The 21,920-nt window shown below is 73.2% G+C and carries 19 protein-coding genes; 8 read left to right on the top strand and 11 right to left on the bottom strand.

The window, feature by feature from the left end:
- Positions 1–215 precede the first annotated feature (215 nt).
- The 4 genes from purS (at position 216) to ACIQVZ_RS02750 (ending at position 4,316) form a co-directional block, all read left to right on the top strand.
- The gene (gene purS / locus ACIQVZ_RS02765) at positions 216–470 is read left to right on the top strand and encodes a phosphoribosylformylglycinamidine synthase subunit PurS (RefSeq protein ID WP_045692676.1); all 255 of its coding nucleotides are present in this window, start codon (positions 216–218) and stop codon (positions 468–470) included.
- Positions 467–1,168 (top strand): phosphoribosylformylglycinamidine synthase subunit PurQ, encoded by a 702-nt coding sequence (purQ, locus tag ACIQVZ_RS02760; protein ID WP_350876623.1) that lies wholly within the window; start codon positions 467–469, stop codon positions 1,166–1,168. The genes purS and purQ overlap by 4 nt, the downstream gene beginning before the upstream one ends.
- Positions 1,168–3,423 carry a phosphoribosylformylglycinamidine synthase subunit PurL gene (gene purL / locus ACIQVZ_RS02755; RefSeq protein WP_402446597.1) on the top strand — a complete coding sequence of 752 codons (2,256 nt, stop codon included), beginning with the start codon at positions 1,168–1,170 and terminating at the stop codon, positions 3,421–3,423. The genes purQ and purL overlap by 1 nt, the downstream gene beginning before the upstream one ends.
- Before the next feature lie 65 nt (positions 3,424–3,488).
- On the top strand, positions 3,489–4,316 hold the full coding sequence (locus tag ACIQVZ_RS02750; protein ID WP_402446594.1) for a sterol carrier family protein: 828 nt from the start codon (positions 3,489–3,491) through the stop codon (positions 4,314–4,316).
- A 17-nt stretch (positions 4,317–4,333) separates the two neighbouring features.
- Here ACIQVZ_RS02750 and ACIQVZ_RS02745 read toward each other — a convergent pair whose 3' ends face one another.
- On the bottom strand, positions 4,334–5,212 hold the full coding sequence (locus ACIQVZ_RS02745) for a DUF3152 domain-containing protein (RefSeq protein ID WP_402446591.1): 879 nt from the start codon (positions 5,210–5,212) through the stop codon (positions 4,334–4,336).
- Between the two features lie 122 nt (positions 5,213–5,334).
- Here ACIQVZ_RS02745 and ACIQVZ_RS02740 point away from each other — a divergent pair, with 122 nt between their 5' ends.
- Entirely contained in the window at positions 5,335–5,754 is a 420-nt protein-coding gene (locus ACIQVZ_RS02740; protein WP_350876615.1) for a DUF3151 domain-containing protein, read from the top strand.
- Positions 5,755–5,867: 113 nt separating this feature from the next.
- Here the strand turns inward: ACIQVZ_RS02740 and fbaA are convergent, their stop codons facing one another.
- Positions 5,868–6,890: a class II fructose-bisphosphate aldolase gene (gene fbaA / locus ACIQVZ_RS02735; RefSeq protein ID WP_063348525.1), complete on the bottom strand. Its 1,023-nt coding sequence runs from the start codon at positions 6,888–6,890 to the stop codon at positions 5,868–5,870.
- A 342-nt stretch (positions 6,891–7,232) separates the two neighbouring features.
- Between fbaA and ACIQVZ_RS02730 the strand changes: the two genes are divergently transcribed.
- The gene (locus ACIQVZ_RS02730; protein ID WP_350876612.1) at positions 7,233–7,955 is read left to right on the top strand and encodes a VTT domain-containing protein; all 723 of its coding nucleotides are present in this window, start codon (positions 7,233–7,235) and stop codon (positions 7,953–7,955) included.
- 100 nt (positions 7,956–8,055) lie between these two features.
- Here ACIQVZ_RS02730 and pyrE read toward each other — a convergent pair whose 3' ends face one another.
- From pyrE to ACIQVZ_RS02705, 5 genes are all read right to left on the bottom strand, one after another.
- Positions 8,056–8,592, bottom strand: coding sequence for an orotate phosphoribosyltransferase (gene pyrE, locus ACIQVZ_RS02725; RefSeq protein WP_280673778.1), 537 nt, complete (start codon positions 8,590–8,592; stop codon positions 8,056–8,058).
- A gap of 30 nt (positions 8,593–8,622) precedes the next feature.
- Positions 8,623–9,594 carry an SRPBCC family protein gene (locus tag ACIQVZ_RS02720; RefSeq protein ID WP_402446588.1) on the bottom strand — a complete coding sequence of 324 codons (972 nt, stop codon included), beginning with the start codon at positions 9,592–9,594 and terminating at the stop codon, positions 8,623–8,625.
- Positions 9,595–9,686: 92 nt separating this feature from the next.
- Positions 9,687–11,324: a polyamine aminopropyltransferase gene (locus ACIQVZ_RS02715; RefSeq protein WP_402446585.1), complete on the bottom strand. Its 1,638-nt coding sequence runs from the start codon at positions 11,322–11,324 to the stop codon at positions 9,687–9,689.
- 154 nt (positions 11,325–11,478) lie between these two features.
- Positions 11,479–12,009, bottom strand: a complete 531-nt coding sequence (locus tag ACIQVZ_RS02710; protein ID WP_402446583.1) for a DUF2617 family protein — start codon at positions 12,007–12,009, stop codon at positions 11,479–11,481.
- A 492-nt stretch (positions 12,010–12,501) separates the two neighbouring features.
- Positions 12,502–13,917, bottom strand: coding sequence for an amidase (locus tag ACIQVZ_RS02705; RefSeq protein ID WP_402446581.1), 1,416 nt, complete (start codon positions 13,915–13,917; stop codon positions 12,502–12,504).
- A gap of 92 nt (positions 13,918–14,009) precedes the next feature.
- Between ACIQVZ_RS02705 and ACIQVZ_RS02700 the strand changes: the two genes are divergently transcribed.
- Entirely contained in the window at positions 14,010–14,624 is a 615-nt protein-coding gene (locus ACIQVZ_RS02700) for a TetR/AcrR family transcriptional regulator (RefSeq protein ID WP_402446578.1), read from the top strand.
- Here ACIQVZ_RS02700 and ACIQVZ_RS02695 read toward each other — a convergent pair.
- The 4 genes from ACIQVZ_RS02695 to ACIQVZ_RS02680 all read right to left on the bottom strand — a co-directional run bounded on the left by ACIQVZ_RS02695 (position 14,604) and on the right by ACIQVZ_RS02680 (position 20,401).
- On the bottom strand, positions 14,604–15,764 hold the full coding sequence (locus ACIQVZ_RS02695) for a pyridoxal phosphate-dependent aminotransferase (RefSeq protein WP_402446576.1): 1,161 nt from the start codon (positions 15,762–15,764) through the stop codon (positions 14,604–14,606). The genes ACIQVZ_RS02700 and ACIQVZ_RS02695 overlap by 21 nt on opposite strands.
- A gap of 119 nt (positions 15,765–15,883) precedes the next feature.
- On the bottom strand, positions 15,884–16,441 hold the full coding sequence (locus ACIQVZ_RS02690; RefSeq protein WP_350876599.1) for a YbjN domain-containing protein: 558 nt from the start codon (positions 16,439–16,441) through the stop codon (positions 15,884–15,886).
- Between the two features lie 313 nt (positions 16,442–16,754).
- Positions 16,755–19,361, bottom strand: a complete 2,607-nt coding sequence (clpB, locus tag ACIQVZ_RS02685; protein WP_350876597.1) for an ATP-dependent chaperone ClpB — start codon at positions 19,359–19,361, stop codon at positions 16,755–16,757.
- An 80-nt stretch (positions 19,362–19,441) separates the two neighbouring features.
- Entirely contained in the window at positions 19,442–20,401 is a 960-nt protein-coding gene (locus ACIQVZ_RS02680; protein WP_402446573.1) for a LysR family transcriptional regulator, read from the bottom strand.
- A gap of 70 nt (positions 20,402–20,471) precedes the next feature.
- On the opposite strand from ACIQVZ_RS02680, the gene ACIQVZ_RS02675 reads away from it, so the two are divergent.
- Positions 20,472–21,593, top strand: coding sequence for a TDT family transporter (locus ACIQVZ_RS02675; RefSeq protein ID WP_402446571.1), 1,122 nt, complete (start codon positions 20,472–20,474; stop codon positions 21,591–21,593).
- The last annotated feature ends 327 nt before the right edge of the window (positions 21,594–21,920 follow it).

The following is a 21,920-nucleotide window of genomic DNA, read 5'->3' as shown; positions in this document are numbered from 1 at the left end:
GGAGTGCCGTATTCGGGTGTTCTTCGGGTGTTCTCGTTCCGGGGGCCGAATCCGTGGAAACCGCGCGGCCCGGCCGGGGGTTCACGGGCTTGGATCCCTTGCCGCGTAAGGGTCTCGGGTCTACGCGCGTCGCCTGCCCCGGCCAGCAATCCCGCCCGAAACCCCCGGTAGTCTGGAGTTCCCCCGCCTCACCGAAGACACCACCGGGAGTGCCAGTGGCACGCGTCGTAGTCGACGTCATGCTCAAGCCGGAGATCCTCGACCCCCAGGGCCAGGCGGTGCAGCGTGCACTGCCCCGTCTCGGATTCACCGGGATCGCCGACGTCCGCCAGGGCAAGCGTTTCGAGCTGGAAGTGGAGGGCCCGGTCGACGACGCCGCGCTCGCCCGTATCCGCGAAGCCGCCGAGACCTTTCTCGCCAACACCGTGATCGAGGACTTCACCGTCCGCGTCGAGGAGGCGGCGAAGTGACCACCCGCGTTGGCGTCGTCACTTTCCCCGGCTCCCTCGACGACCGTGACGCCCAGCGCGCGGTCCGCCTGGCCGGCGCCGAGCCGGTCGCGCTCTGGCACCGTGACAAGGATCTCCACCAGGTCGACGCCGTCGTCCTGCCGGGCGGATTCAGTTACGGCGACTATCTGCGCTGCGGCGCGATCTCCCGCTTCTCGCCCGTGATGGACACCGTCATCGAGCAGGCGAAGCTGGGAATGCCGGTCCTCGGTATCTGCAACGGCTTCCAGGTGCTCTGCGAATCGCACCTGCTGCCCGGTGCGCTCACCCGCAACGACTCGCTGCACTTCGTCTGCCGCGACCAGAAGCTGCGCATCGAGAACACCGGTACCGCCTGGACCCGGGATTACTCGGCGGGCCAGGAAATCGTCGTTCCGCTGAAGAACGGCGAGGGCCGGTTCGTCGCCGAGGAGCGCGTCCTGGACCAACTGGAGGCGGAGGGCCGGGTGGTGGCCCGTTACGTGGCCCGCGGCGATGCCGCTGACGGATACGGTAACCCGAACGGTTCGTACCGCGACATCGCCGGCATCACCAACGCCGCCGGCAATGTCGTCGGCCTGATGCCGCACCCGGAGCACGCCGTGGAGCCGCTCACCGGTCCGACCGTCGAGGGCCTGGGCTTCTTCACTTCCGTCCTGAAGCAGCTGGTGAACGCCTGATGAGCCTCGACACCGTCAAGAACGCCGAGCAGACCCCGGACGTCGCCCAGCCCTGGGCCGAACTCGGGCTCAAGGAGGACGAGTACGCGCGCATCCGCGAGATTCTCGGCCGCCGCCCGACCGGCGCCGAACTCGCGATGTACTCGGTCATGTGGTCGGAGCACTGTTCGTACAAGAGCAGCAAGGTCCACCTGAAGCAGTTCGGCGACAAGAAGCCCGACTCGGACGCGATGCTCGTCGGCATCGGCGAGAACGCCGGTGTGGTCGACGTCGGCCAGGGCTACGCCGTGACCTTCAAGGTCGAGTCGCACAACCACCCGTCGTACATCGAGCCCTACCAGGGCGCGGCCACCGGCATCGGCGGCATCGTGCGCGACATCCTGGCGATGGGCGCCCGCCCGGTCGCCGTGATGGACCCGCTGCGGTTCGGCGCGGCCGACCACCCGGACACCCGGCGCGTGCTGCCCGGGATCGTCGCGGGCATCGGCGGCTACGGCAACTGCCTGGGCCTGCCGAACATCGGCGGCGAGGTCGTCTTCGACTCCTGCTACCAGGGCAACCCGCTGGTCAACGCGCTGTGCGTGGGCGTCATGAAGCACGAGGACATCCACCTCGCGCAGGCCTCCGGCGCCGGCAACAAGGTCATCCTGTACGGAGCCCGCACCGGCGGCGACGGCATCGGCGGCGTCTCCGTGCTCGCCTCCGAGACCTTCGACGACACCAAGCCGACCAAGCGTCCGGCGGTCCAGGTCGGCGACCCGTTCCAGGAGAAGCTCCTGATCGAGTGCACCCTGGAGATCTTCCGGGAGAAGCTCGTCAAGGGCATCCAGGACCTGGGCGGCGCGGGCCTGTCCTGCGCGACCTCGGAGCTGGCCAGCGCCGGCTCCGGCGGCATGCGGGTCGAGCTGGACACCGTGCCGCTGCGCGACAACACGCTCTCGCCCGAGGAGATCCTCATGAGCGAGTCGCAGGAGCGCATGTGCGCCATCGTCGAGCCCGGCAAGGTCGACCGCTTCCTGGAGATCTGCGAGAAGTGGGACGTCATCGCCACCGTCATCGGTGAGGTGACCGACGGCGAGCGCCTGGAGATCTTCTGGCACGGCGAACTCGTCGTCGACGTGCCGCCGCGCACCGTCGCCCACGAGGGCCCGACCTACCAGCGCCCGTACGCCCGCCCGAGCTGGCAGGACGCGCTGCAGGCCGACGCCCCCACCGGCGAGCGGCTGGCCCGCCCGACCACCGGCGAGGGCCTCAAGGCCGACCTGCTGAAGGTCGCCGGCTCCCCGAACCAGGCCTCCAAGTCCTGGATCACCGACCAGTACGACCGCTACGTGCTCGGCAACACCGTGCTCTCGGTCGGCGAGGACTCGGGCATGATCCGGATCGACGAGGAGACCAACCTCGGCGTCTCGGTCGCCACCGACGGCAACGGCCGCTACACCAAGCTGGACCCGTACACCGGCGCCCAGCTGGCCCTCGCCGAGGCCTACCGCAACGTCGCGGCCGGCGGCGCCAAGCCGCTCGCGATCTCCGACTGCCTCAACTTCGGCTCCCCCGAGGACCCGGACGTGATGTGGCAGTTCGCCGAGGCCACCCGCGGTCTGGCCGACGCCTGCCTGGTGCTCGGCACCCCGGTCACCGGCGGCAACGTCTCGCTGTACAACCAGACCGGCGAGGTCGCCATCCACCCGACCCCGGTGGTCGCGGTGCTCGGCGTCATCGACGACGTCACCCGGCGCACCCCGGTCGCCTTCGCCGAGGAGGGGCAGCTGCTCTACCTGCTCGGCGACACCGCGGACGAGCTCGGCGGCTCGGCCTGGTCGCAGGTGGTCCACGACCACCTCGGCGGTCTGCCGCCCAAGGTCGACCTGGAGCGCGAGCGGCTGCTCGGCGACATCCTGATCGCCGCCTCGCGCGACGGCATGATCGACGCCGCGCACGACCTCTCCGACGGCGGCCTCGGCCAGGCGCTCGTGGAGAGCTGCCTCAAGGGCGGCCAGGGCGCGCGGATCATCGTGCCCGAGGGCGCGGACCCGTTCGTGTTCCTGTTCTCCGAGTCGGCCGGCCGCGCTGTCGTGGCGGTGCCGCGCAGCGAGGAGCTCCGGTTCAACGACATGTGCACCGCGCGCGGCCTGCCGGCCACCCGCATCGGTGTCGTGGACGGCGAATCCCTGGACGTCCAGGGCCAGTTCACCGTCTCGCTGGCCGAGCTGAAGGACGCCCACACCGGCGTCATCGAGGCTCTGCTCGCCTGACCCGCGCGGTTCGAGGGGCGGACGGTCCGACGGGGCCGTCCGCCCCTCGGCGTATGTTGGGGGCCATGCCCCCCAAGCCCCGTACCTACCAGCCGCAGAAGGTGCGCGCCGCGCTCGCGGCGCAGACCGGCGCGCTGCGCGACGCCGTCCGGCAGCTCTGTGAACGCCCGGACGCCGAGCAGTGGTTGGCCCGGCCGACCAGGCTGGGGGAGTGGACGGTCCGCGAGCTGATCGCGCACCTCGCCGTCCAGCTCGACTTCGTCCCCGAGCACCTCGACGATCCGCTGGAGGGGCGGGCGCCGTTGGGCCTGTCGGGGTGGGTGGCCGCGGTCGGCACGGTCGCGCCGCTGCTCGACGAGCAGGCCCGGGCGAGGGCCGCGGGCGACTTCGGCGGGGACGCGGCCTCGGTGGCGCGGGCCTTCACCCGGGCGGCGGACGCGCTGACCGGTCTGCTGGACCGGCCCGAAGCCGCCGACCCGGCACGGCGGTTCGAGATCCGGCTGGGCTCGATGACGCTCGCCGACATGTTGGTGACCAGGCTGGTGGAGACCGTCGTGCACGCCGACGACCTGGCCGTCGCGCTCGGTCTCGACGGCTTCCCGCACGACCGCCAGGCCGTCGCCGCCGTCACCCGGCTGCTGGCCGACGCCTTCGCCGACCGCGCGCCGGGCGGCGCGGTCGAGCTGCGGATCCCGCCGTACGCCGTCGTGCAGGCCGTCGAGGGCCCCCGGCACACCCGGGGCACCCCGCCGAACGTGGTCGAGACCGACCCGCTGACCTGGATCCGGCTGGCCACCGGCCGGGCCGACTGGGCGGCCGCGGTGGACGCGGCGGCGGTCTCCGCCTCCGGCGAGCGCAGCGACCTGCGGGAGTACCTGCCGGTGCTCGGGTAGCCGTGCTTCGGGGGGCCCTACGGCACCGACGGCCCGCCGAGGTAGGTGCCGTTCTCCGCGTACGGCCAGGCGTTCGGCTCGCAGCCCTTGAGCCCGTAGATCTGCTGCATCATCGCGGGCGCCGGCTTGCCCGGGCCGGGGCAGGTCTCGTGCCCGTGGCCTATCCGGTGGCCGACCTCGTGGTTGATGATCAGTGCCCGGTACTCGTCGAGCGGGCCGCTGAACTGCGGTGAACCGGTGTTCCAGCGCTTGGAGTTGACGAGCACCTGGTTGCCGACGTTGCAGTTCACCTCGCCGTGGGTGTCCAGGCCGGAGGCGCCGCAGATCCGGTCCACGGTGGCCGGTGAGGCGATCTTCACGGTGAAGTCGTACCCGCCGCCGGCGACCAGCTGGAAGCCGTTCCTGCGGTCGTTGGTCCAGCCGCGCTTGTCGCCGAGGAAGCCGTGGATCTGGGTGGCGGCGGCGCCGGCGTCGATGCCTATGCCGTCCTCGACCTCCACCCGGTAGCGGCGCACGGTGCCGCGTCCGACCGGCTGGGCGGTGGCGGCGGCGATGCTGAAGGTGCCCGCGCCCTTGGCCGGGCCGGGGTCGGGCGTGGTGGGCGTGGGCGTCGAGGACGGAGCGGGGGGTTCGCTCGGGGTGTCGGTCGGCGTCGGGGTCGGCGTCGGGCCGACGGACGAGGGGGCCTGATCGGTCGGCGGGGCGATCCGCGCCTGGGCGGTCGGCCCGCCGTCGGGCGCGCCGGAGGAGCGGGCCAGCACGACCGCCGTACCGCCCAGCACCGCCACCGCCGTCACCAGCGCCGCGAGCATGCCGGGCCCGAGCCGGCGCGGCGGCCGGCGGCGCCGGCGGCCGCGGGCACTGCCGCTCCTGGCGGCGGATCTGGCTGCGGGCATGATCGACACCCTGGCATGGCGAACGGGTGAATGTCCACATACCGGGTATGCAGGCGCCCGGCGGCCGCCGCCGATCCCGGGACGGCGGTTGACCCTGGCGCCCCGGATGGCAGACTGCCTGCATGGCGATTCACCGGAATCTTCTCGACGGCCCCGACCCGACCCTTCTCCCGGAGGACGAGCAGCCCTACCGCATGCTGGCGGAGGAATCGGCCTCACCCACCCAGGTGGCCGCCGACTTCCCGACCTTCTGCCTCGCCTGGGCGATGCTCGCCGACGACGCCTACGCGGCCGGCCGCTACGTCGAGTCCTACGCCTACGCCCGCACCGGCTACCACCGCGGCCTGGACGCGCTGCGCCGCAACGGCTGGAAGGGCCACGGCCCCGTGCCGTGGGAGCACCGCGGCAACCGCGGCTTCCTGCGCTGCCTGGCCGGGCTCGCACGGGCGGCCGGCGCGATCAAGGAGACCGAGGAGGAGGCCCGCTGCTGGCAGTTCCTGAAGGACAGCAGCGCGGAGGCGTACGCGGAGCTGAAGCAGTAGACCCGCACGGCTGCTGAGGCAGCAGACCCACCCACAGGTGCGCCCCCCGGTGAAGTCCACCGGGGGGCGCACCCGCGTTCACACCGCGGCCGGGCTCGGCCCGGCCGCCGGGCTCACTTCAGGCGGTTGCCGGCCGAGCGCAGCTGCTGCGCGGCCTCCAGCACGCGGGCGGCCATGCCCGCCTCGGCGAGCTTGCCCCAGGTGCGCGGGTCGTAGGTGTTCTTCTTGCCGACCTCGCCGTCGACCTTCAGCACACCGTCGTAGTTGCGGAACATGTGGTCCACGACCGGGCGGGTGAAGGCGTACTGGGTGTCGGTGTCCAGGTTCATCTTCACGACGCCGTTCTCCAGCGCGGTGGCGATCTCCGCCGCGGTCGAGCCGGAACCGCCGTGGAAGACGAAGTCGAACGGGTCGGTCTTGCCGTACTGCTTGCCGATCGCGTCCTGCAGCTCGCGCAGCAGCTCCGGCTTCAGCACGACGTTGCCCGGCTTGTAGACGCCGTGCACGTTGCCGAACGAGGCGGCCAGCAGGTAGCGGCCCTTCTCGCCCAGGCCCAGCGCCTCGGCGGTGCGCACGGCGTCGTTGACGGTGGTGTACAGCTCGTCGTTGATCTCGTGGGTGACGCCGTCCTCCTCGCCGCCGGTCGGGGTGATCTCGACCTCGAGGATGATCTTGGCGGCGGCGGCCTGGGCCAGCAGCTCCTGGGCGATCGCCAGGTTGTCGGCGAGGGTCTCGGCCGAGCCGTCCCACATGTGCGACTGGAACAGCGGGTTCTGGCCCTTGGCCACGCGCTCGGCGGAGACCGCCAGCAGCGGGCGGACGTAGCCGTCCAGCTTGTCCTTCGGGCAGTGGTCGGTGTGCAGCGCGACGGTGATGTCGTACTTGGCGGCGACGATGTGCGCGAACTCGGCCAGCGCCACGGCGCCGGTCACCATGTCCTTGTTGTGCTGGCCGCCCAGGAACTCCGCGCCACCGGTCGAGATCTGGATGATGCCGTCGCTCTCGGCCTCGGCGAAACCACGCAGTGCGGCGTGCAGGGTCTGCGACGAGGTGACGTTGATGGCCGGGTAGGCGAACTTGCCCGCCTTGGCCCGGTCCAGCATCTCGTTGTAGACCTCGGGAGTTGCGATGGGCATGCGATCCGCTCCTGTCGGGTTGCGGCGTACGGACGGTGCTGTCCGACGCTGTGTACGCCTTCGGTACGACTCCGTGCCGGCCGCCGACGCGCGGCGCTGCGGTGTGGCTCTCCGGCACCAAGGTTCGAGCGACCTCCGCGGTACGGCAATGAGGGTGGTGTGCCGCTGCGGACCGGACGCCCGTGCCATCCTCCCAGACTCGTGCCCGCAGGTCAGCAGGAGCCCGCCAGTCGGACCGTCGCCGCCGCCGACGCGGACGGCCCGCTCCTGCGACCTTCGGCGGACACCGGATACACCGGCTGGGCGAAGCCCCCGTACAGAACGGCCCGCTATCCTGCGCCCGTGGACTACAACCAGCTGGCCGTCAACATCCTCGACGCCAAATCCCTGATCTCGTCCCTCGGCGCCATCGGGCTGATCGCGATCATCTTCGCGGAGACCGGCCTGCTGGTCGGCTTCTTCTTCCCGGGTGACTCACTGCTGATCATCGCCGGCGTCGCGGCGTCGAACGCCGCCTCGTCGGTGCTCGGCGACGGCGCCAAGCTGCCGATCGCCGTCCTGCTCGTCGGCGCCCCGGTGGCCGCGGTCGCGGGGGCCCAGCTCGGGCACCTGATCGGGGTCAAGGTCGGGCCGAAGATGTTCGACAAGCCCGAGTCGAAGATCTTCCGCCGCGAGTACGTGGTGAAGGCGGAGGAGTACTTCAACAAGTTCGGGCCCGGCAAGGCCGTGGTGCTGGCCCGCTTCATGCCGATCGTCCGGACCTTCCTCAACCCGGTCGCGGGCACCCTGGAGATGCCCGCCCGGACGTTCTTCCTGTGGAACGTCATCGGCGGCGTGCTCTGGACCGAGTCCATGCTGCTGATCGGCTACTTCTTCGGCGACGCGCTCGCCCCGGTGATCGACAAGTACCTGATCCCGGCGGTGCTGCTGATCGTCCTGCTCTCGGTCTCGCCGATCCTGATCGAGGTCCTGCGCGAGCGCAAGAAGCGCAAGGCCGGTGGCGCCGTGGAGAGCGCCGAGGCCGACGCCGTGCAGAGCGGCGGCGGCCGCCACCGGCGCGGCTGAGCACCGGGGCTTCGCGCACGACACGCGAAGGGGCCGGGTCCTGTTTCACGTTTCACGTGAAACAGGACCCGGCCCCTTCTGCTGTCAGGTCCGGCCGGGCTCAGAGGCCCAGGTCGTCCAGGGTGTAGGCGGTCACGTACGGCAGGCCCTGCGCCTCGACCGCGGCCGCGCCGCCGCGCTCCACGATCACCGCGACGCCGACCACCTCGGCACCCGCCTCGCGCAGCGCCTCGACGGCGGTCAGCACCGAGCCGCCGGTGGTGGAGGTGTCCTCGACCGCCAGCACCCGGCGGCCCTTGACCTCCGGGCCCTCGATCCGGCGCTGCAGGCCGTGCGCCTTGCCCGCCTTGCGGACCACGAAGGCGTCCAGCTCACGCCCGCGCGCGGCGGCGGCGTGCAGCATCGCGGCGGCCACCGGGTCGGCGCCCAGGGTCAGACCGCCGACGGCGTCGTACTCCAGGTGGGAGGTCGCGTCCAGCATCACCCGGCCGACCAGCGGGGCGGCCTGGCCGTCCAGCGTGATCCGACGCAGGTCGACGTAGTAGTCGGCCTCCTTGCCGGAGGAAAGGGTGACCTTGCCGTGTACGACGGCCTTGTCCTTGATCTGTGCCAGCAGGGCGTCGCGGTCGTTGCTCATGAGCGTCCAGTCTAGGCCCTCTCCCGTCGGTCAGCGGCGACGCAAGGCCCTGACCAGCACCACGGCGCCACCCAGCAGCGCGACCCCGCCGCCGATCATCCACGGCACCGCGCTGCGGCCGCCGGAACCCGGCACCACGATCCCGCCGGCCTCGCCGCCCCAGCGGGACGCCGCCCGGGCCCGGGCGCTACGGGCCGGCAGTGCCGGGGCGTACCGTCCGCGCGGCGGCGCGTGGTCCACCTCCTCGGCCGAGCGGCCGACGATGCTGCGGCGCACCGGGCCGCCGCCCGCCGGCTCCTCCTCGTACTCGAAGAGCGGCTCGGCGGGGAGCTCCTCGGCGACGCCCTCCTCGGGCCCGTCCTCGTCGCCGCCGCCGGTGGGCAGGCCGAAGCGCTCGGCGTCGGCGTCGGAGAAGGCGATCAGGTCGGACAGGTCGTCGTCGAGGTCGTCGCCGGGCTGGTCCTGGTGCTCCTCGATGAACACCACGTCGGCGTCGGTCTCCGTGTCGCTCTCGCCGTCGCCCTCACCCTCACCGTCGCCCTCGCTCTCCGGCTCGGCGTCCGGGGAGGCGAGCGCGGTGGCGAACCGGTCCAGCAGACGGCGGCCGGCGGCGTCGAGGGTCTCCCCGTCGAACTCGGTGAGCCGGCCGGTGGCGCTCAGGTCGCCGGTGAAGCGGACCACGGCGGTACCGTCCTCGGCGCCGTCCGCGACGCTGACCCGGACGGTGGCGGTCGCCTCGCCGCTGCCGCGGGCCTCCTGGCCCTCGGCGAACACGGTCAGCACGCCCTCGCGCCCCTCGATCAGGGACAGCACGCCCTTGTACGTGATGGTGGAGCCGCCGATCCGCAGCTTCAGCCGGCCGCCGATCTCCTCCGCCGGCCCACCGCCGACCGCGGCCGGTTCGGTGCTCAGCCCCGGCACGCTACGGGCCAGCAGAGCCGGATCCTGCAAGGCCTGCCGCACCAACTCGGCGGGCATCGGGACGACAACCTCATGCTCCATGTCAGGGAGCCTACCGACCGAACCCCGCCCGGTCCCCACCCACCGCCACCCGACTTCCCCGGACCACCGGTGTCCGGCCCCGCGCTCCCGGCTCAGCGGGGGCCGAGCAGGGTGAGGGCGGCCGGGGGGTGGGCGGGGCGGAGGGCGGCGAGGCGGGTGGCGGAGCCGCGGAGGGCGTCGGGGGTGAGGGCGCGGGGCGGTGGGGCGTCGGGGGCGAGGGTGAGCGGGGGCCGGGCGGCGGCCGCCAGGAGGAAGGTCTGGGCGACGCCCGGCGGGTCCGGGCGGCAGCTCGCGGTGGCGCTGCCCTGGACGGCGTACGGGACGGTCTGCAGCCCCGCCGTCCGCAGGCCGGACTCGATCGGCCAGAGGCCGTCCGGGTCGCCGCCGGCCCGGACGGCGACGCGGCCGCCGGGGGAGAGCAGCCGGGTGGCGAGGCCGTAGAACTCCTGGGAGTGGAAGGTGACCGGTCCGCCGTCGGAGGGCGCGGGCAGGTCGGCGAGCACCACGTCGTACGGTCCGCCGGCCGCGGCGGCGCCGCGCAGCCAGGCCATCGGGTCGGCGGCGGTGGCGTGGACGCGGGGGTCGTCTAGGGAGTGGTCGGTGAGGGCGGCGAGCCCCGGGTCGGTGCGGGCGAGCCGGGGGAGCGCGGGGTCGGCCTCGACGAGCCGGACGGAGCGGACGCCGCGGTGCCGGAGCACCTCGCGCAGGGCGAGGCCGTCGCCGCCGCCGAGGAGCAGGACGCGGGCGTCCGGGCCGGCGGCCATCGCCGGGTGGACCAGGGCCTCGTTGCCGCGGTACTCGTCCGGTCCGCAGACCGTGAGGCGGCCGTTCAGGTAGAGCCGGAGCGGGCCTTCGGTGGGGCCGGTGAGCACGATCTCCTGGGAGCGGCTGCGGGCGGCGAAGCGGACCTGGGCGCCGTAGAGGGCGTGTCGGGCGGCGCGTTCGACGGCACCGGAGCCGGCGGCGGCCGCGGCGAGCAGGGCGAGGACGAGCGCGCAGCCGCCCCAGAGCAGGAGCCGTATCCGGGGAGCGGGTTCCTCGCGGAAGAGCCAGAGCACGACGGCGGCTCCGGCGACGGCGTTGACGGCGCCGGTGACGAGGGCGCCGTCGCCGGGCCCGAGGCCGGGGAGGATGAGGAAGGGGAAGGCGAGGCCGCCGATCAGCGCGCCCACGTAGTCGGCGGCGAAGAGGTCGGCGGCGGCGCGGCCGGCGTCCTCGCGCCGGATCCGCTGGATGAGGGTCATCAGGAGCGGGATCTCGGCGCCGATGAGGATGCCGATGAGGCAGGTGAGGCCGACCATGGCGGCCTGGTAGCGGCCGATCCAGGCCCAGCAGGAGTAGAGCGCGAGGACGGAGAGGCCGCCGGTGAGCGCGAGGGCGCATTCGACCAGGGCGAAGGCGGTGGCGGGCCGCCGGGTGAGGCGTTTGGCGAGGAGCGAGCCGAGGCCCATCGCGAACACCATGACGGAGAGCACGACGGAGGTCTGGGTGACCGAGTCCCCGAGCAGGTAGTCGCCTAGCGCCACGAGTTCGAGTTCGTAGACGAGTCCGCAGGCCGCACAGACGAACGCGGCCAGCAGGACGGTGAGGCGGGCCAGCCGGGGGTGGGAGCGCAGCCGGGACCGACGGCGGGCGGGCAGGGGGGCGAGGCTCCGCCCGGGCCGGGGTGGGGCGCCGTCGTCGAGGTCCACTCGCGAGCGGGCGGGTGGACCGGCCGGATGGTTGATCACGAACAAACGCTAGGGGACGTTCGGGACGGATAGCTGCGCCCATTCGACGGACAGTGCTGGGCGCCGGATTGACGAATCGTTCCTGCGTGCGATTCATAGGCCATGGCGGGATCGGCGACCCTGCTCGGACGGCTGGCGGTCGTACCCCGGGCGGTCATGCCCCGGACACCACCAGCGAGGAGCGGGTGCAGACCAGCCGGCCCTCCTGCGGGTAGGCGTGCCAGGTCCGCCAGAGCAGCCGGTCGGCGCCGCCCTGGGTGACCAGCGCGGTGAAGGCGCTCGGGTCGCCCGGGAACACTCCGGCCAGGCCGCGCGGGTGGCCCTCGACCAGGGCCAGCAGTTCCTGCGCGCGGGCCGCGAAGTCGTGCGGGGGCAGCGCCTCGATCCGGGCCGCGAACTCGTACTCCCAGCCGCCGACCTGCTTGGCCACCCGGGCCGGCAGCGGGGTGCGGCGGCCGGGCAGGCAGGCGACGGTCTCCAGGCACTCGCCGGGGCCGGCGGCGATCACCACCTGGTGCGAAGCGCCGAGCAGCCGCAGCTGGAGGGTGCCGGACGCGGCGGGCTGGCCGCCTCCGTCGAGTCTCAGGTCGCGGACCGCGAGAGCGGGCAGCGGGTCGCCGCCCAGGCACCAGGCCAGGTCACCGGCGCGGGTGTCCGTGTAGGAGGTCTGCAGTGTGGTGAGCATGCTCGGCTCCGCGTTTCAGCTCCGTGCGCGCCCGCCGGGCAGCACCGAGTAGGCCTAGGCGATGGCGAGGCTGTTCGTGGCTGTCCGGCCCTGGGCGCGGCCGACCGTGGAAGGAGGGATTCCGGCTGGAGATTCAGCAGCAGAGAAGCATGAATACGCCGGGTCCGCCGGTGATTTACCCAACTTTGTCAAGCATTCACCGTTTCGAGCACACCTGCTCCCCGGCTCTGATCGACCCGGTGTGCGACTGTGCACAGCGCGCGCCCCTGGGACCGGGTCGTGCGCCGTGCACGCTGGTAGTGCGCCGGGTGCACGCCTCGTGCACCGCCGCCCTGCACGCACCGGGCGGGCAGGGCGGTCGGAGCGTTCCGCCGAGGCCGAAGGAATTGCCTCACAGACATCATTCAATCGTCAACCAGACGTCAACCAACCATGACTGTCAGGTGAGTTGAGAAGAACTGGGCCCACCCGCCGGGCCATCATTGCTCCCCGTCACGGCCGGGGGTCGATCGGCGCGAGCACCCCGAGCCGGTCCTCGACCGCCTGGGCCGCCTCCAGGCAGAGGTCCTCCCGGAACGCCCGCCCGACGAGCTGCACCCCGGTCGGCAGTCCGTCGGCCAGGCCGGTGGGCACCGCCACCGCGGGCAGCCCCGCGAAGCTGGTCACCTTGCACAGCCGCATCGCCGTGCGGACCAGCTCCCACCCCTGCGCGTCCCGGGACTCGATGCCCGGTTCGACCGGCGGTTCGGTGAACACCGGTCCGAGCAGCAGCGGGTACTCGTCCAGGAACTCGGCCCAGGAGCGGCGGATGCCCAGCCAGCTCCCCATCAGTTCCATGAGCTCGGCGGCCGTCGCGGGCGGGGTCCGGGCCATCGTCAGCTCGATGTAGCGGTCGCCGCCCGGGCCGAGCAGGGAGCGTACGGCGGGCCACTTGGGTGCGAACTCGGTCATGGTGATCCGGTCGCACACCTCCAGGGACTCGTCGAGCCGCGGGACGTCCGCCACCTCGCGCACGTCGTACCCGGCGTCCCGCAGCGCGGCCGCCGCGCGCCCGATCGCGGCCCGGACGGTCGGGTGGACGTCGTGGCCGCCCGGATCGGCCACCACCGCGACCTTCACCGGCCCGGGCAGCGGCTCGCCGTAGCGCGGCACGGGCAGGGCGCGCGGGTCACGCGGATCGGGGCCGGCCAGCACCTCGTAGGCCAGCCGGAGGTCGGCGACGCTCCGGGCGAGCGGGCCGTCGGAGACCAGCCACTGGGAGGCCGGCCCCGGGTCCTGCGGCCCGAACGCGCGGTGGTCGGCGGGGAACCTGCCGCTGGACGGGTTCAGCCCGGCGACCCCGCAGAACGAGGCCGGGACGCGGATGGACGCGCCGGAGTCGTTGCCGAGCCCGAGCGCGGCCAGGCCGGTCGCGACGGCCGCGCCGTCGCCGCCGCTGCTCCCGCCCGGGGTGCGGCTGCGGTCCCACGGGTTGGCGGTGTCGCCGTAGAGCTCGCTGCGGGTGTGCATCCCGGCCAGGATCATGGTGGGCATGTTGCTGTGCCCGATCGGTACGGCCCCGGCCGCGCGCAGCCGGGCGACCGGGGGAGCGTCGGCCCGCGCCACCAGGTCGCGGAAGCGCGGCACCCCGAAGGTGGTGGCCACGCCCTCGATGGCGGTGGTCTCCTTCACGGTGAACGGCACGCCCGCCAGCGGGCCGGGGTCCTCGCCCGCGGCCAGGCGCCGGTCGAGTTCCCGGGCCTGTGCCCGGGCGGGCTCCGCCAGGACCTGGGTGACGGCGTTGACCTGCGGGTTCACCGCGCCGATCCGCTCCAGGTGGGTGTCGAGCAGTTCGACGGCCGAGACCTTTTTGCCGCGTACCGCCGCCGCCTGCGCGGTGGCCGTCAGTCGCCACAGGGCGTCCCGCATGACGTACTCCCCTCCTCGTTCCGATGCGCTCGTATCGGTACCGTAGCCTGGGAACCGATACGTGTGCATCGAATAAACCGGAGGGGGAGCCCGTGCCCAGACAGGTGGACCACGAGGGCCGGCGCCGGCGGATCGCCGAGGCCGTCTGCCGGCTCGCCGACGAACGCGGCCTGGAAGGAGTGACCCTGCGCGACGTGGCCGACCGCGCGCAGGTGTCGACCGGCGCCGTCCAGCGCTGCTTCCGCACCAAGGACGAGATGCTCCGCTTCGCCCTCGGCTACGTCGGCGAGCGGATCACCGCCCGGGTCCGGGCGCACCCCGCCGACGACCCGGCGCCCTCGCCCGCCGCCCTCCTGGCACACGCGGCCGCCGAGGTGGCGCTGCTCGGCGACGGACAGCGCTCCCAGGCGCGGGTCTGGCTGGCCTTCGTCGCGCAGGCCGCCGTCGACGAGCGGCTGGCGGGCCCGCTGAACGCCGACTACGCCGCCCTGGAGGGCCTGTTCGCCCGGCTGATCGCCGAGGCGTCGCCGGCGGCCGGGCCGGACGCCGCCCGGGAGGCGAAGACGCTGCTGGCCCTTGCCGACGGGCTCACCACGCACGTCCTCGTCGGCCGCCTCACCGCACCCGAGGCCCGGGCGATCCTGGACGCCCACCTGTCCGGCCTCGGGCGGCGGCCGGTCGACGGCTCAGAGGAGCTGGAGCCGTGACACCGCTTCCTCCAGCACTGAGTCCTGCTTGCAGAAGGTGAAGCGGACCAGGCTGCGGCCGGCCTCGGTGTTGTCGTAGAAGACGGCGTTCGGGATGGCGACGACGCCGCAGCGCTCCGGCAGGGCGCGGCAGAACTCGATGCCGTCCTTCTCGCCGAGCGGGGTGATGTCGGTGGTGATGAAGTACGTGCCCTCGGGGGTGAACACCCGGAAGCCGGCCGCGGTGAGCCCGTCGACCAGCAGGTCGCGCTTGCGGAGCAGGTCGGCGCGGAAGCCGTCGAAGTAGCTGTCGGGCAGCCGCAGCGCCTCGGCGACGGCGTACTGGAAGGGGCCGGCGCTGACGTAGGTGAGGTACTGCTTGGCCGTGCGGACGGCCGTGACCAGGGCCGGGTTCGCGGTGACCCAGCCGACCTTCCAGCCGGTGAAGGAGAAGGTCTTGCCGGCCGAGGAGATGGAGACGGTGCGCTCGCGCATGCCGGGCAGGGCGGCGATCGGGTGGTGGGTGGCGCCGAAGACGAGGTGTTCGTAGACCTCGTCGGTGACGACCAGCAGGTCGTGCTCGACGGCGATGGCGGCGATGGCGGCCAGCTCGTCGGCGGTGAGCACGGTGCCGGTCGGGTTGTGCGGGGTGTTGATCAGCAGCAGGCGGGTGCGCGGGGTGATCAGGGCGCGCAATTCGTCCAGGTCGGGGCGGAAGTCCGGGGCGCGCAGGGTGAGCGGGCGGCGGGTGGCGCCGGCCATCGCGATGCAGGCGGCGTAGGAGTCGTAGAAGGGTTCGAGGGCGATCACCTCGTCACCGGGTTCCAGCAGGGCGAGCAGGGTGGCGGCGATGGCCTCGGTGGCGCCGGCGGTGACCAGCACCTCGGTGTCCGGGTCGTAGTCGAGGCCGTGGAAGCGCCGCTGGTGCTCGGCGACGGCCTGCCGCAGCTCGGGGATGCCGGGGCCGGGCGGGTACTGGTTGCCGCGCCCGTTCAGCACGGCGTCGGCAGCGGCCCGGGCCACCGAAGCCGGGCCGTCGGTGTCGGGGAAGCCCTGGCCGAGGTTGATCGAGCCGGTGGCCGTGGCCAGGGCGGACATCTCGGCGAAGATCGTCGTCCCCATACCGGCCAGTCGGCGGTTCAGCAGCGGCCTGTTGCCCATCGGTGGCTCCTCACGCGTCGTCGTCGGCCCCATCCTGGGTCAGCCGGGGGCCGGGGACAAGGACGGCCCGACCACCTGGGGCCAAGTGGTCGGGCCGTGCGCTCGCGGGGCGGGCAGGGTCACGCCTCGTTGGTGTCCTCGGGGGTCTCGCCGTCCTCGCCCTCGATCTCGTTCTGCAGGCCGAGGCGCTCGACGATCCACTGCTCGAAGCCGACGGCGGCCTGGGTCCAGTTGGCGGTGGTGGTGACGAAGTAGTCCAGGTTGACGCCGGTGCCGACGATCATCTGGGCCTCGCCGATCAGGCGGACCACGCCGTCCTCGTGGGTGTGGGTGTAGACCTTGGGCCAGAGGGTCTCGCGGTTCCACTCGTCGATCAGGTCGAGGATCTCGCCCTTCTTCTCCAGCGGGTACGCGCGGTCGTAGAAGGCGCGCACCGCGAAGAGCTCCTTCTGCTCGCCGCGGAACATGTAGTAGACGCGGAAGCCCTCCCAGGGAGCGGTGAGGTCGCCCTCCTCGTCCACGACGTGCTTGAGCTGCATCTGGTCCAGCAGCTGGGTCACCAGGCCCTGGTCCGGGACGATGATCGGCGGCGGGCCGGCCGGCCGCCCCTGGTCGCCGGGCTGGCCGCCGCCCTGGGGCGCGCCGAACGACGGGATGGACGACGGGTCGATGCTCATGGGGTCCTCTTCCTCAGTGCACGTGGTGGCCGGCAATGAGAGGCCGCCCTTTCCACTTCCCATCCTGCCTCATCCGGGGCCTGCCTCACAGGGGCACCCGGCCACGCGTCGATCTTCGTCCGGGGCGCTCCGACGCCCGCCGCGAGCGGGGATGGTGACGGAGCGTGTCCGGTTGGAGGGCTGTCGCCGCCGGGGCTCCGGCGCGGTCCGGTGGGGTGCGGCCGTAGCCGAGTAGGCCGTCAACTATGCGGCGCAGAAGGGGAGTTGCCTGGGCCGCCCGCGCTGTCGTGCGGGCGGCCCAGGGCTGGTGGTGCTACTTCTCCAACAGTCCGCGGCTGCGGACGGTGAGGCGGTCGCCCTCCTCGTCCCGCTCGACCAGGACGGTGTCCCCGTCGTGCACCTGGCCGGACAGGATGGCCCGGGCCAACTGGTCGCCGATCGCGGACTGGACCAGCCGGCGCAGCGGGCGGGCGCCGTACGCCGGGTCGTAGCCGGTGAGGGCCAGCCAGTCGCGGGCGGCCTCGGAGACGTCCAGGGTGAGCCGCCGCTCGCGCAGCCGGTCGCCGAGGCGGGCCACCTGGAGGTCGACGATCCGGCTCAGCTCGGCGGTGCCCAGCGGGTCGAAGACCACGATGTCGTCCAGCCGGTTGAGGAACTCGGGCTTGAACGCGGCCCGGACGGAGTCCAGCACCAGGGCCTTCTTCCGGTCCTCCGGGATGGCCGGGTCGACCAGGAACTGGGAGCCCAGGTTGGAGGTGAGGATCAGGATCGCGTTGCGGAAGTCCACCGTGCGGCCCTGGCCGTCGGTGAGCCGGCCGTCGTCCAGCACCTGGAGCAGGACGTCGAAGACCTCCGGGTGGGCCTTCTCCACCTCGTCCAGCAGCACCACGCTGTACGGGCGGCGGCGGACCGCCTCGGTGAGCTGGCCGCCCTCCTCGTAGCCGATGTACCCGGGCGGGGCGCCGACCAGGCGGGAGACGGAGTGCTTCTCGCCGTACTCGCTCATGTCGATCCGGACCATGGCCCGCTCGTCGTCGAAGAGGAAGTCGGCCAGGGCCTTGGCGAGTTCGGTCTTGCCGACGCCGGTCGGGCCGAGGAAGAGGAACGAGCCGGTCGGGCGGTCCGGGTCGGCGATGCCGGAACGGGTGCGGCGCACCGCGTCCGAGACCGCCCGCACGGCCTCCGCCTGGCCGATCAGGCGCTGGCCCAACTCCTCCTCCATGCGCAGGAGTTTGGCGCTCTCGCCCTCCAGCAGGCGGCCGGCCGGGATGCCCGTCCAGGAGGCGACCACGTCGGCCACGTCGTCCGGGCCGACCTCCTCCTTCACCATCGAGGCGGAGGCGTCCTGGTCGGCCGCCCGCTCCTGGGCTTCGGTGAGCTCCGTCTCGGCGGCCGGGATCTCCGCGTACATCAGCTTCGACGCCCGCTCGAAGTCCCCGTCGCGCTGGGCGCGTTCGAGCGCGCCGTGCAGGTCGTCCAGCCGCTCCTTGAGTTCGCCGACCCGGTTGAGGCTCTTCTTCTCCTGCTCCCAGCGCGCCGTCAGCGCGCTCAACTGCTCGTTCTTGTCGGCGAGATCGCGCCGAAGCCGGGCCAGCCGGTCGATCGAGGCGGCGTCCGACTCCTTCTCCAGGGCCAGCTCCTCCATCCTCAACCGGTCGACGGAGCGCTGGAGTTCGTCGATCTCGACCGGAGAGGAGTCGATCTCCATCCGCAGCCGGGAGGCCGCCTCGTCGACCAGGTCGATCGCCTTGTCGGGCAGGAAGCGGGAGGTGATGTAGCGGTTGGACAGGGTGGCCGCGGCGACCAGCGCGGCGTCCGCGATCTGCACCTTGTGGTGCGCCTCGTAGCGGCCCTTGAGGCCGCGCAGGATGGCGATCGAGTCCTCCACGCTGGGCTCGCCGACCAGCACCTGCTGGAAGCGGCGCTCCAGGGCCGGGTCCTTCTCGATCCGCTCGCGGTACTCGTCCAGCGTGGTGGCGCCGACCATCCGCAGCTCGCCGCGGGCCAGCATCGGCTTGAGCATGTTGCCGGCGTCCATCGCCGAGTCGCCGCCGGCACCCGCGCCGACCATGGTGTGCAGCTCGTCGATGAAGGTGACGACCTGGCCGTTGCTCTGCTTGATGTCGTTCAGGACGGCCTTCAGCCGCTCCTCGAACTCGCCGCGGTACTTGGCGCCCGCGACCATCGCGCTGAGGTCCAGCGAGACCAGCCGCTTGCCGCGCAGGGACTCCGGCACGTCGCCGGCGACGATGCGCTGGGCCAGGCCCTCGACCACCGCGGTCTTGCCGACGCCCGGCTCGCCGATCAGCACCGGGTTGTTCTTGGTCCGGCGGGAGAGCACCTGGACGACCCGGCGGATCTCCTGGTCCCGGCCGATCACCGGGTCGAGCTTGCCGTCCCGGGCGGCCTGGGTCAGGTCGGTGCCGTACTTCTCCAGCGCCTTGTAGGTGCCCTCCGGATCCGGAGACGTCACCCGGCCGCTGCCGCGCACGTCCTTGAACGCGGCGAGCAGGGCCTTCGCCGTCGCGCCCTGCTGCGCCAGCAGTTCGGCGACCGGCCCGCCCTCGGCGGCCAGGCCGACCATCAGGTGCTCGGTGGAGACGTACTGGTCGTCCAGGTCGTCGGCGCGCTTTCCGGCCTCGGTGAGCACCGCGAGGGTGTCCCGGGCGAGCTGCGGCGCGGCGACCGTCGAGCCCATCGCGCTGGGCAGGGCGGTCAGCTGGCGGCGGGCCTCGGCGTCGATCCGGGTGACGTCCGCGCCGACGGCCTCCAGCAGCGGCCGGGCGATGCCCTCGGGCTGCTCCAGCAGGGCGATCAGGATGTGCACCGGCTTGACGTCCGGGTTCCCGGCCGCGCCCGCCTGCCGGATCGCGGCGGACAGGGCGTCCTGCGTCTTGGTGGTGAACTTGCTGGCGTCCACTGCTGGGGGGTCCTCCCTCGTCGTCCTTCAATGCTGCTACGTACAGCATGCACTAAGTTGAGTCTATTCCGCTCAAGTTTTCACGCCCGTTCCGCCCGTTCCGCGCGTTCCATGCGTTCCACCCGCTGCGCGCGGGGCATCCTGCGGGTCAGCCCCAGCAGCTCCCGGGCCGGCCCGCTCGGCCGCTGCCCGGCCGGCCACACCGCGCGCAGCGGCCGCCGCAGGTCCAGCCCCTCGGCCAGCGGCACGGCCACCAGCCGCCGCACGGCCAGCTCCTCCATCACCGCCAGCTCGCTCAGGCAGACCGGCCCGGCCCCGGTCATCGCCGCGGCCTTCAGCGCGGTGGACGAGGCCAGCTCCAGCCGGGGCCGCACCGCGCCCCCGTACGGCGCCAGCGCCATCTCCAGCACCTCCCGGGTGCCCGAGCCCGACTCGCGCAGCACCAGCGGGGTGGCGGCCAGCTCCGGCCCGGTCAGCGGTGCCCGGCGGCGCGCCCACGGGTGGCCGGGCGCCACCACGACCACCAGCCGGTCCGCCGCCACCACCGCGCCGGCCAGTCCGGGCGGGGTGGACGGGCCCTCGACGAAGCCGAGGTCGGCGTCCCCGGCCAGCACGTGCCCGGCGACCTCCGCCGAGTTCGCCGTCCGCAGCGTCACCGCCGTGCCCGGACTGGCCTCGGCCAGGGCCAGCAGCCATCCCGGCATCAGGTACTCGGCGACGGTCAGGCTGGCCACCACCCGCAGCTTGGCGTCCCGCCGCTCGCGCAGCGCGTCGATCCCGGCGTCCAGCGCCTGCGCCGCCTCCACGACGTGCCCGGCCCACTCGACCACCAACCGACCCGCCTCGGTCGGCCGGCTGCCCCGGGGCGAGCGCTCCAGCAGAGGGACGCCGATCTGCCGCTCCATGCCCTTGATCCGCGCGCTGGCGGTCGGCTGGCTCACGCCCAGTTCGGCCGCGGCCCGCCCGACGCTGCCCAGCCGGGCCACCGCGAGCAGCAGTTCCAGGGCACCGAGCTCGGGGACACGGGGGGAGAGGGCCATAGGTCCAGGCTATGTCCTCATAGAGCCCGCGGCGCTACCGGAGCCCGGCCCGGGGCGGCACCGTGGAACCATGTCCACCTTGGCCGATGCCCGCCCGCTCACCCGCCCCTCCCGCTCCTCGCTGCGCGCCTGGCTCGACCTCGCCCAACTCGGCCCCAACTGGTACGCCGCCGTCATGGGCACCGCGATCCTGGGCAACGGCGCGGCCGTCCTGCCGCTGCGGCCGCCCGGGCTGATCGGCTTCGGCGAGGTGATGTGGGCGCTCGGACTCGCCGCCCTGCTGGTGCTGGGCGCGGCCCGGCTGGTCCACCTCACCCGGCACCGAGAGGCCGCCCGCACCCAGCTGCTGGACAACCCGGCCACCGCCGTCTTCTACGGCTGCCCGCCGATGGCCCTGCTCTCGGTCGGCCTCGGCACCCTGCTGCTCGGCTCCCAGGTGATCGGCACCGGCCCCGCCGTCGCCGTCGACGCCGTGCTGTGGGGCGTCGGCACCCTGTACGCGCTGGCCGTCGCCGGCGGCATCCCGTACCTGATGATCACCCGGCACCCGGTCTCCGCCCTGGAGGCCAACCCGACCTGGCTGCTCCCGGTGGTCGCCCCGCTGGTCGCCTCCGCCACCGGCCCGGCCCTCATCCCGCACCTGCCGGCCGGGCTGCCGCAGCAGGCCATGCTGTACGCCTGCTGGGCGCTCTTCGGGATCGGCCTGCTGGCCACCCTGGTGCTGCTGCCGGTGGTCTTCACCGGGCTGTTCCACAGCAAGCTGCCCAGCCTGGTGCTCACCCCTTCGCTGTTCCTGGTGCTCGGCCCGCTCGGCCAGTCCGTCACCGCCGTCCACCAACTGGCCGACGCCGCCCGCCCGGTGCTGCCCGCGTTGGCCCCCGCCATGCTCCCCCTCGCCGAGCTGTACGGCGTCGCGGTGCTCGGCGTCGCGATGCTCTGGTTGGCCGTCGCGCTCACCGCCAACCTGCGCGCCCGTCGGGCCGGCATGCCGTTCGCGATGACCTGGTGGGCGTACACCTTCCCGATCGGCACCTGCGTCACCGGCGCCTCCGCGCTCGCCCGACACACCGGGTTCGGCGGCTTCACCGCGATCGCCACCGGGCTCTACCTGCTGCTGGCCACGGCCTGGGTGCTCGCCGCCGGCGGGACCGCCGCCGGGCTCGCCCGGGGGCGCCTGCTGGGGCGTGCCTGACTCCTGCAGGGGCACGCCGCCGTTGCAGGAATCCGCACCCGCGGTCCGACCGCGCACGGCCGACCGACCGTACGGGCGGTCACCACCCGGTCACCGCGCTGGCCTCGGCCTTTACCGGAACCCGGCCCGCCGCTCGACCCCTCCCGCCGCACCCGTCGTGCAGATAGCTGCAATTGCGCGAACCTGCACTCGGGCGACACTTGTTCACCGGCCGTCACGCTGTGAGGGTGGAGTCACGCCAGGCCGTCCGGGCACCGCAGCCCGATGGTGGCGACTTGCTCTTCGGAACTGACCACGGGTGCAACGTCCCGCACGCGTGGAACGGGG

Source organism: Kitasatospora sp. NPDC098663, from assembly GCF_044760075.1.
GTDB lineage: Bacteria > Actinomycetota > Actinomycetes > Streptomycetales > Streptomycetaceae > Kitasatospora.
This window is presented reverse-complemented; position numbering and strand designations above follow the sequence as displayed.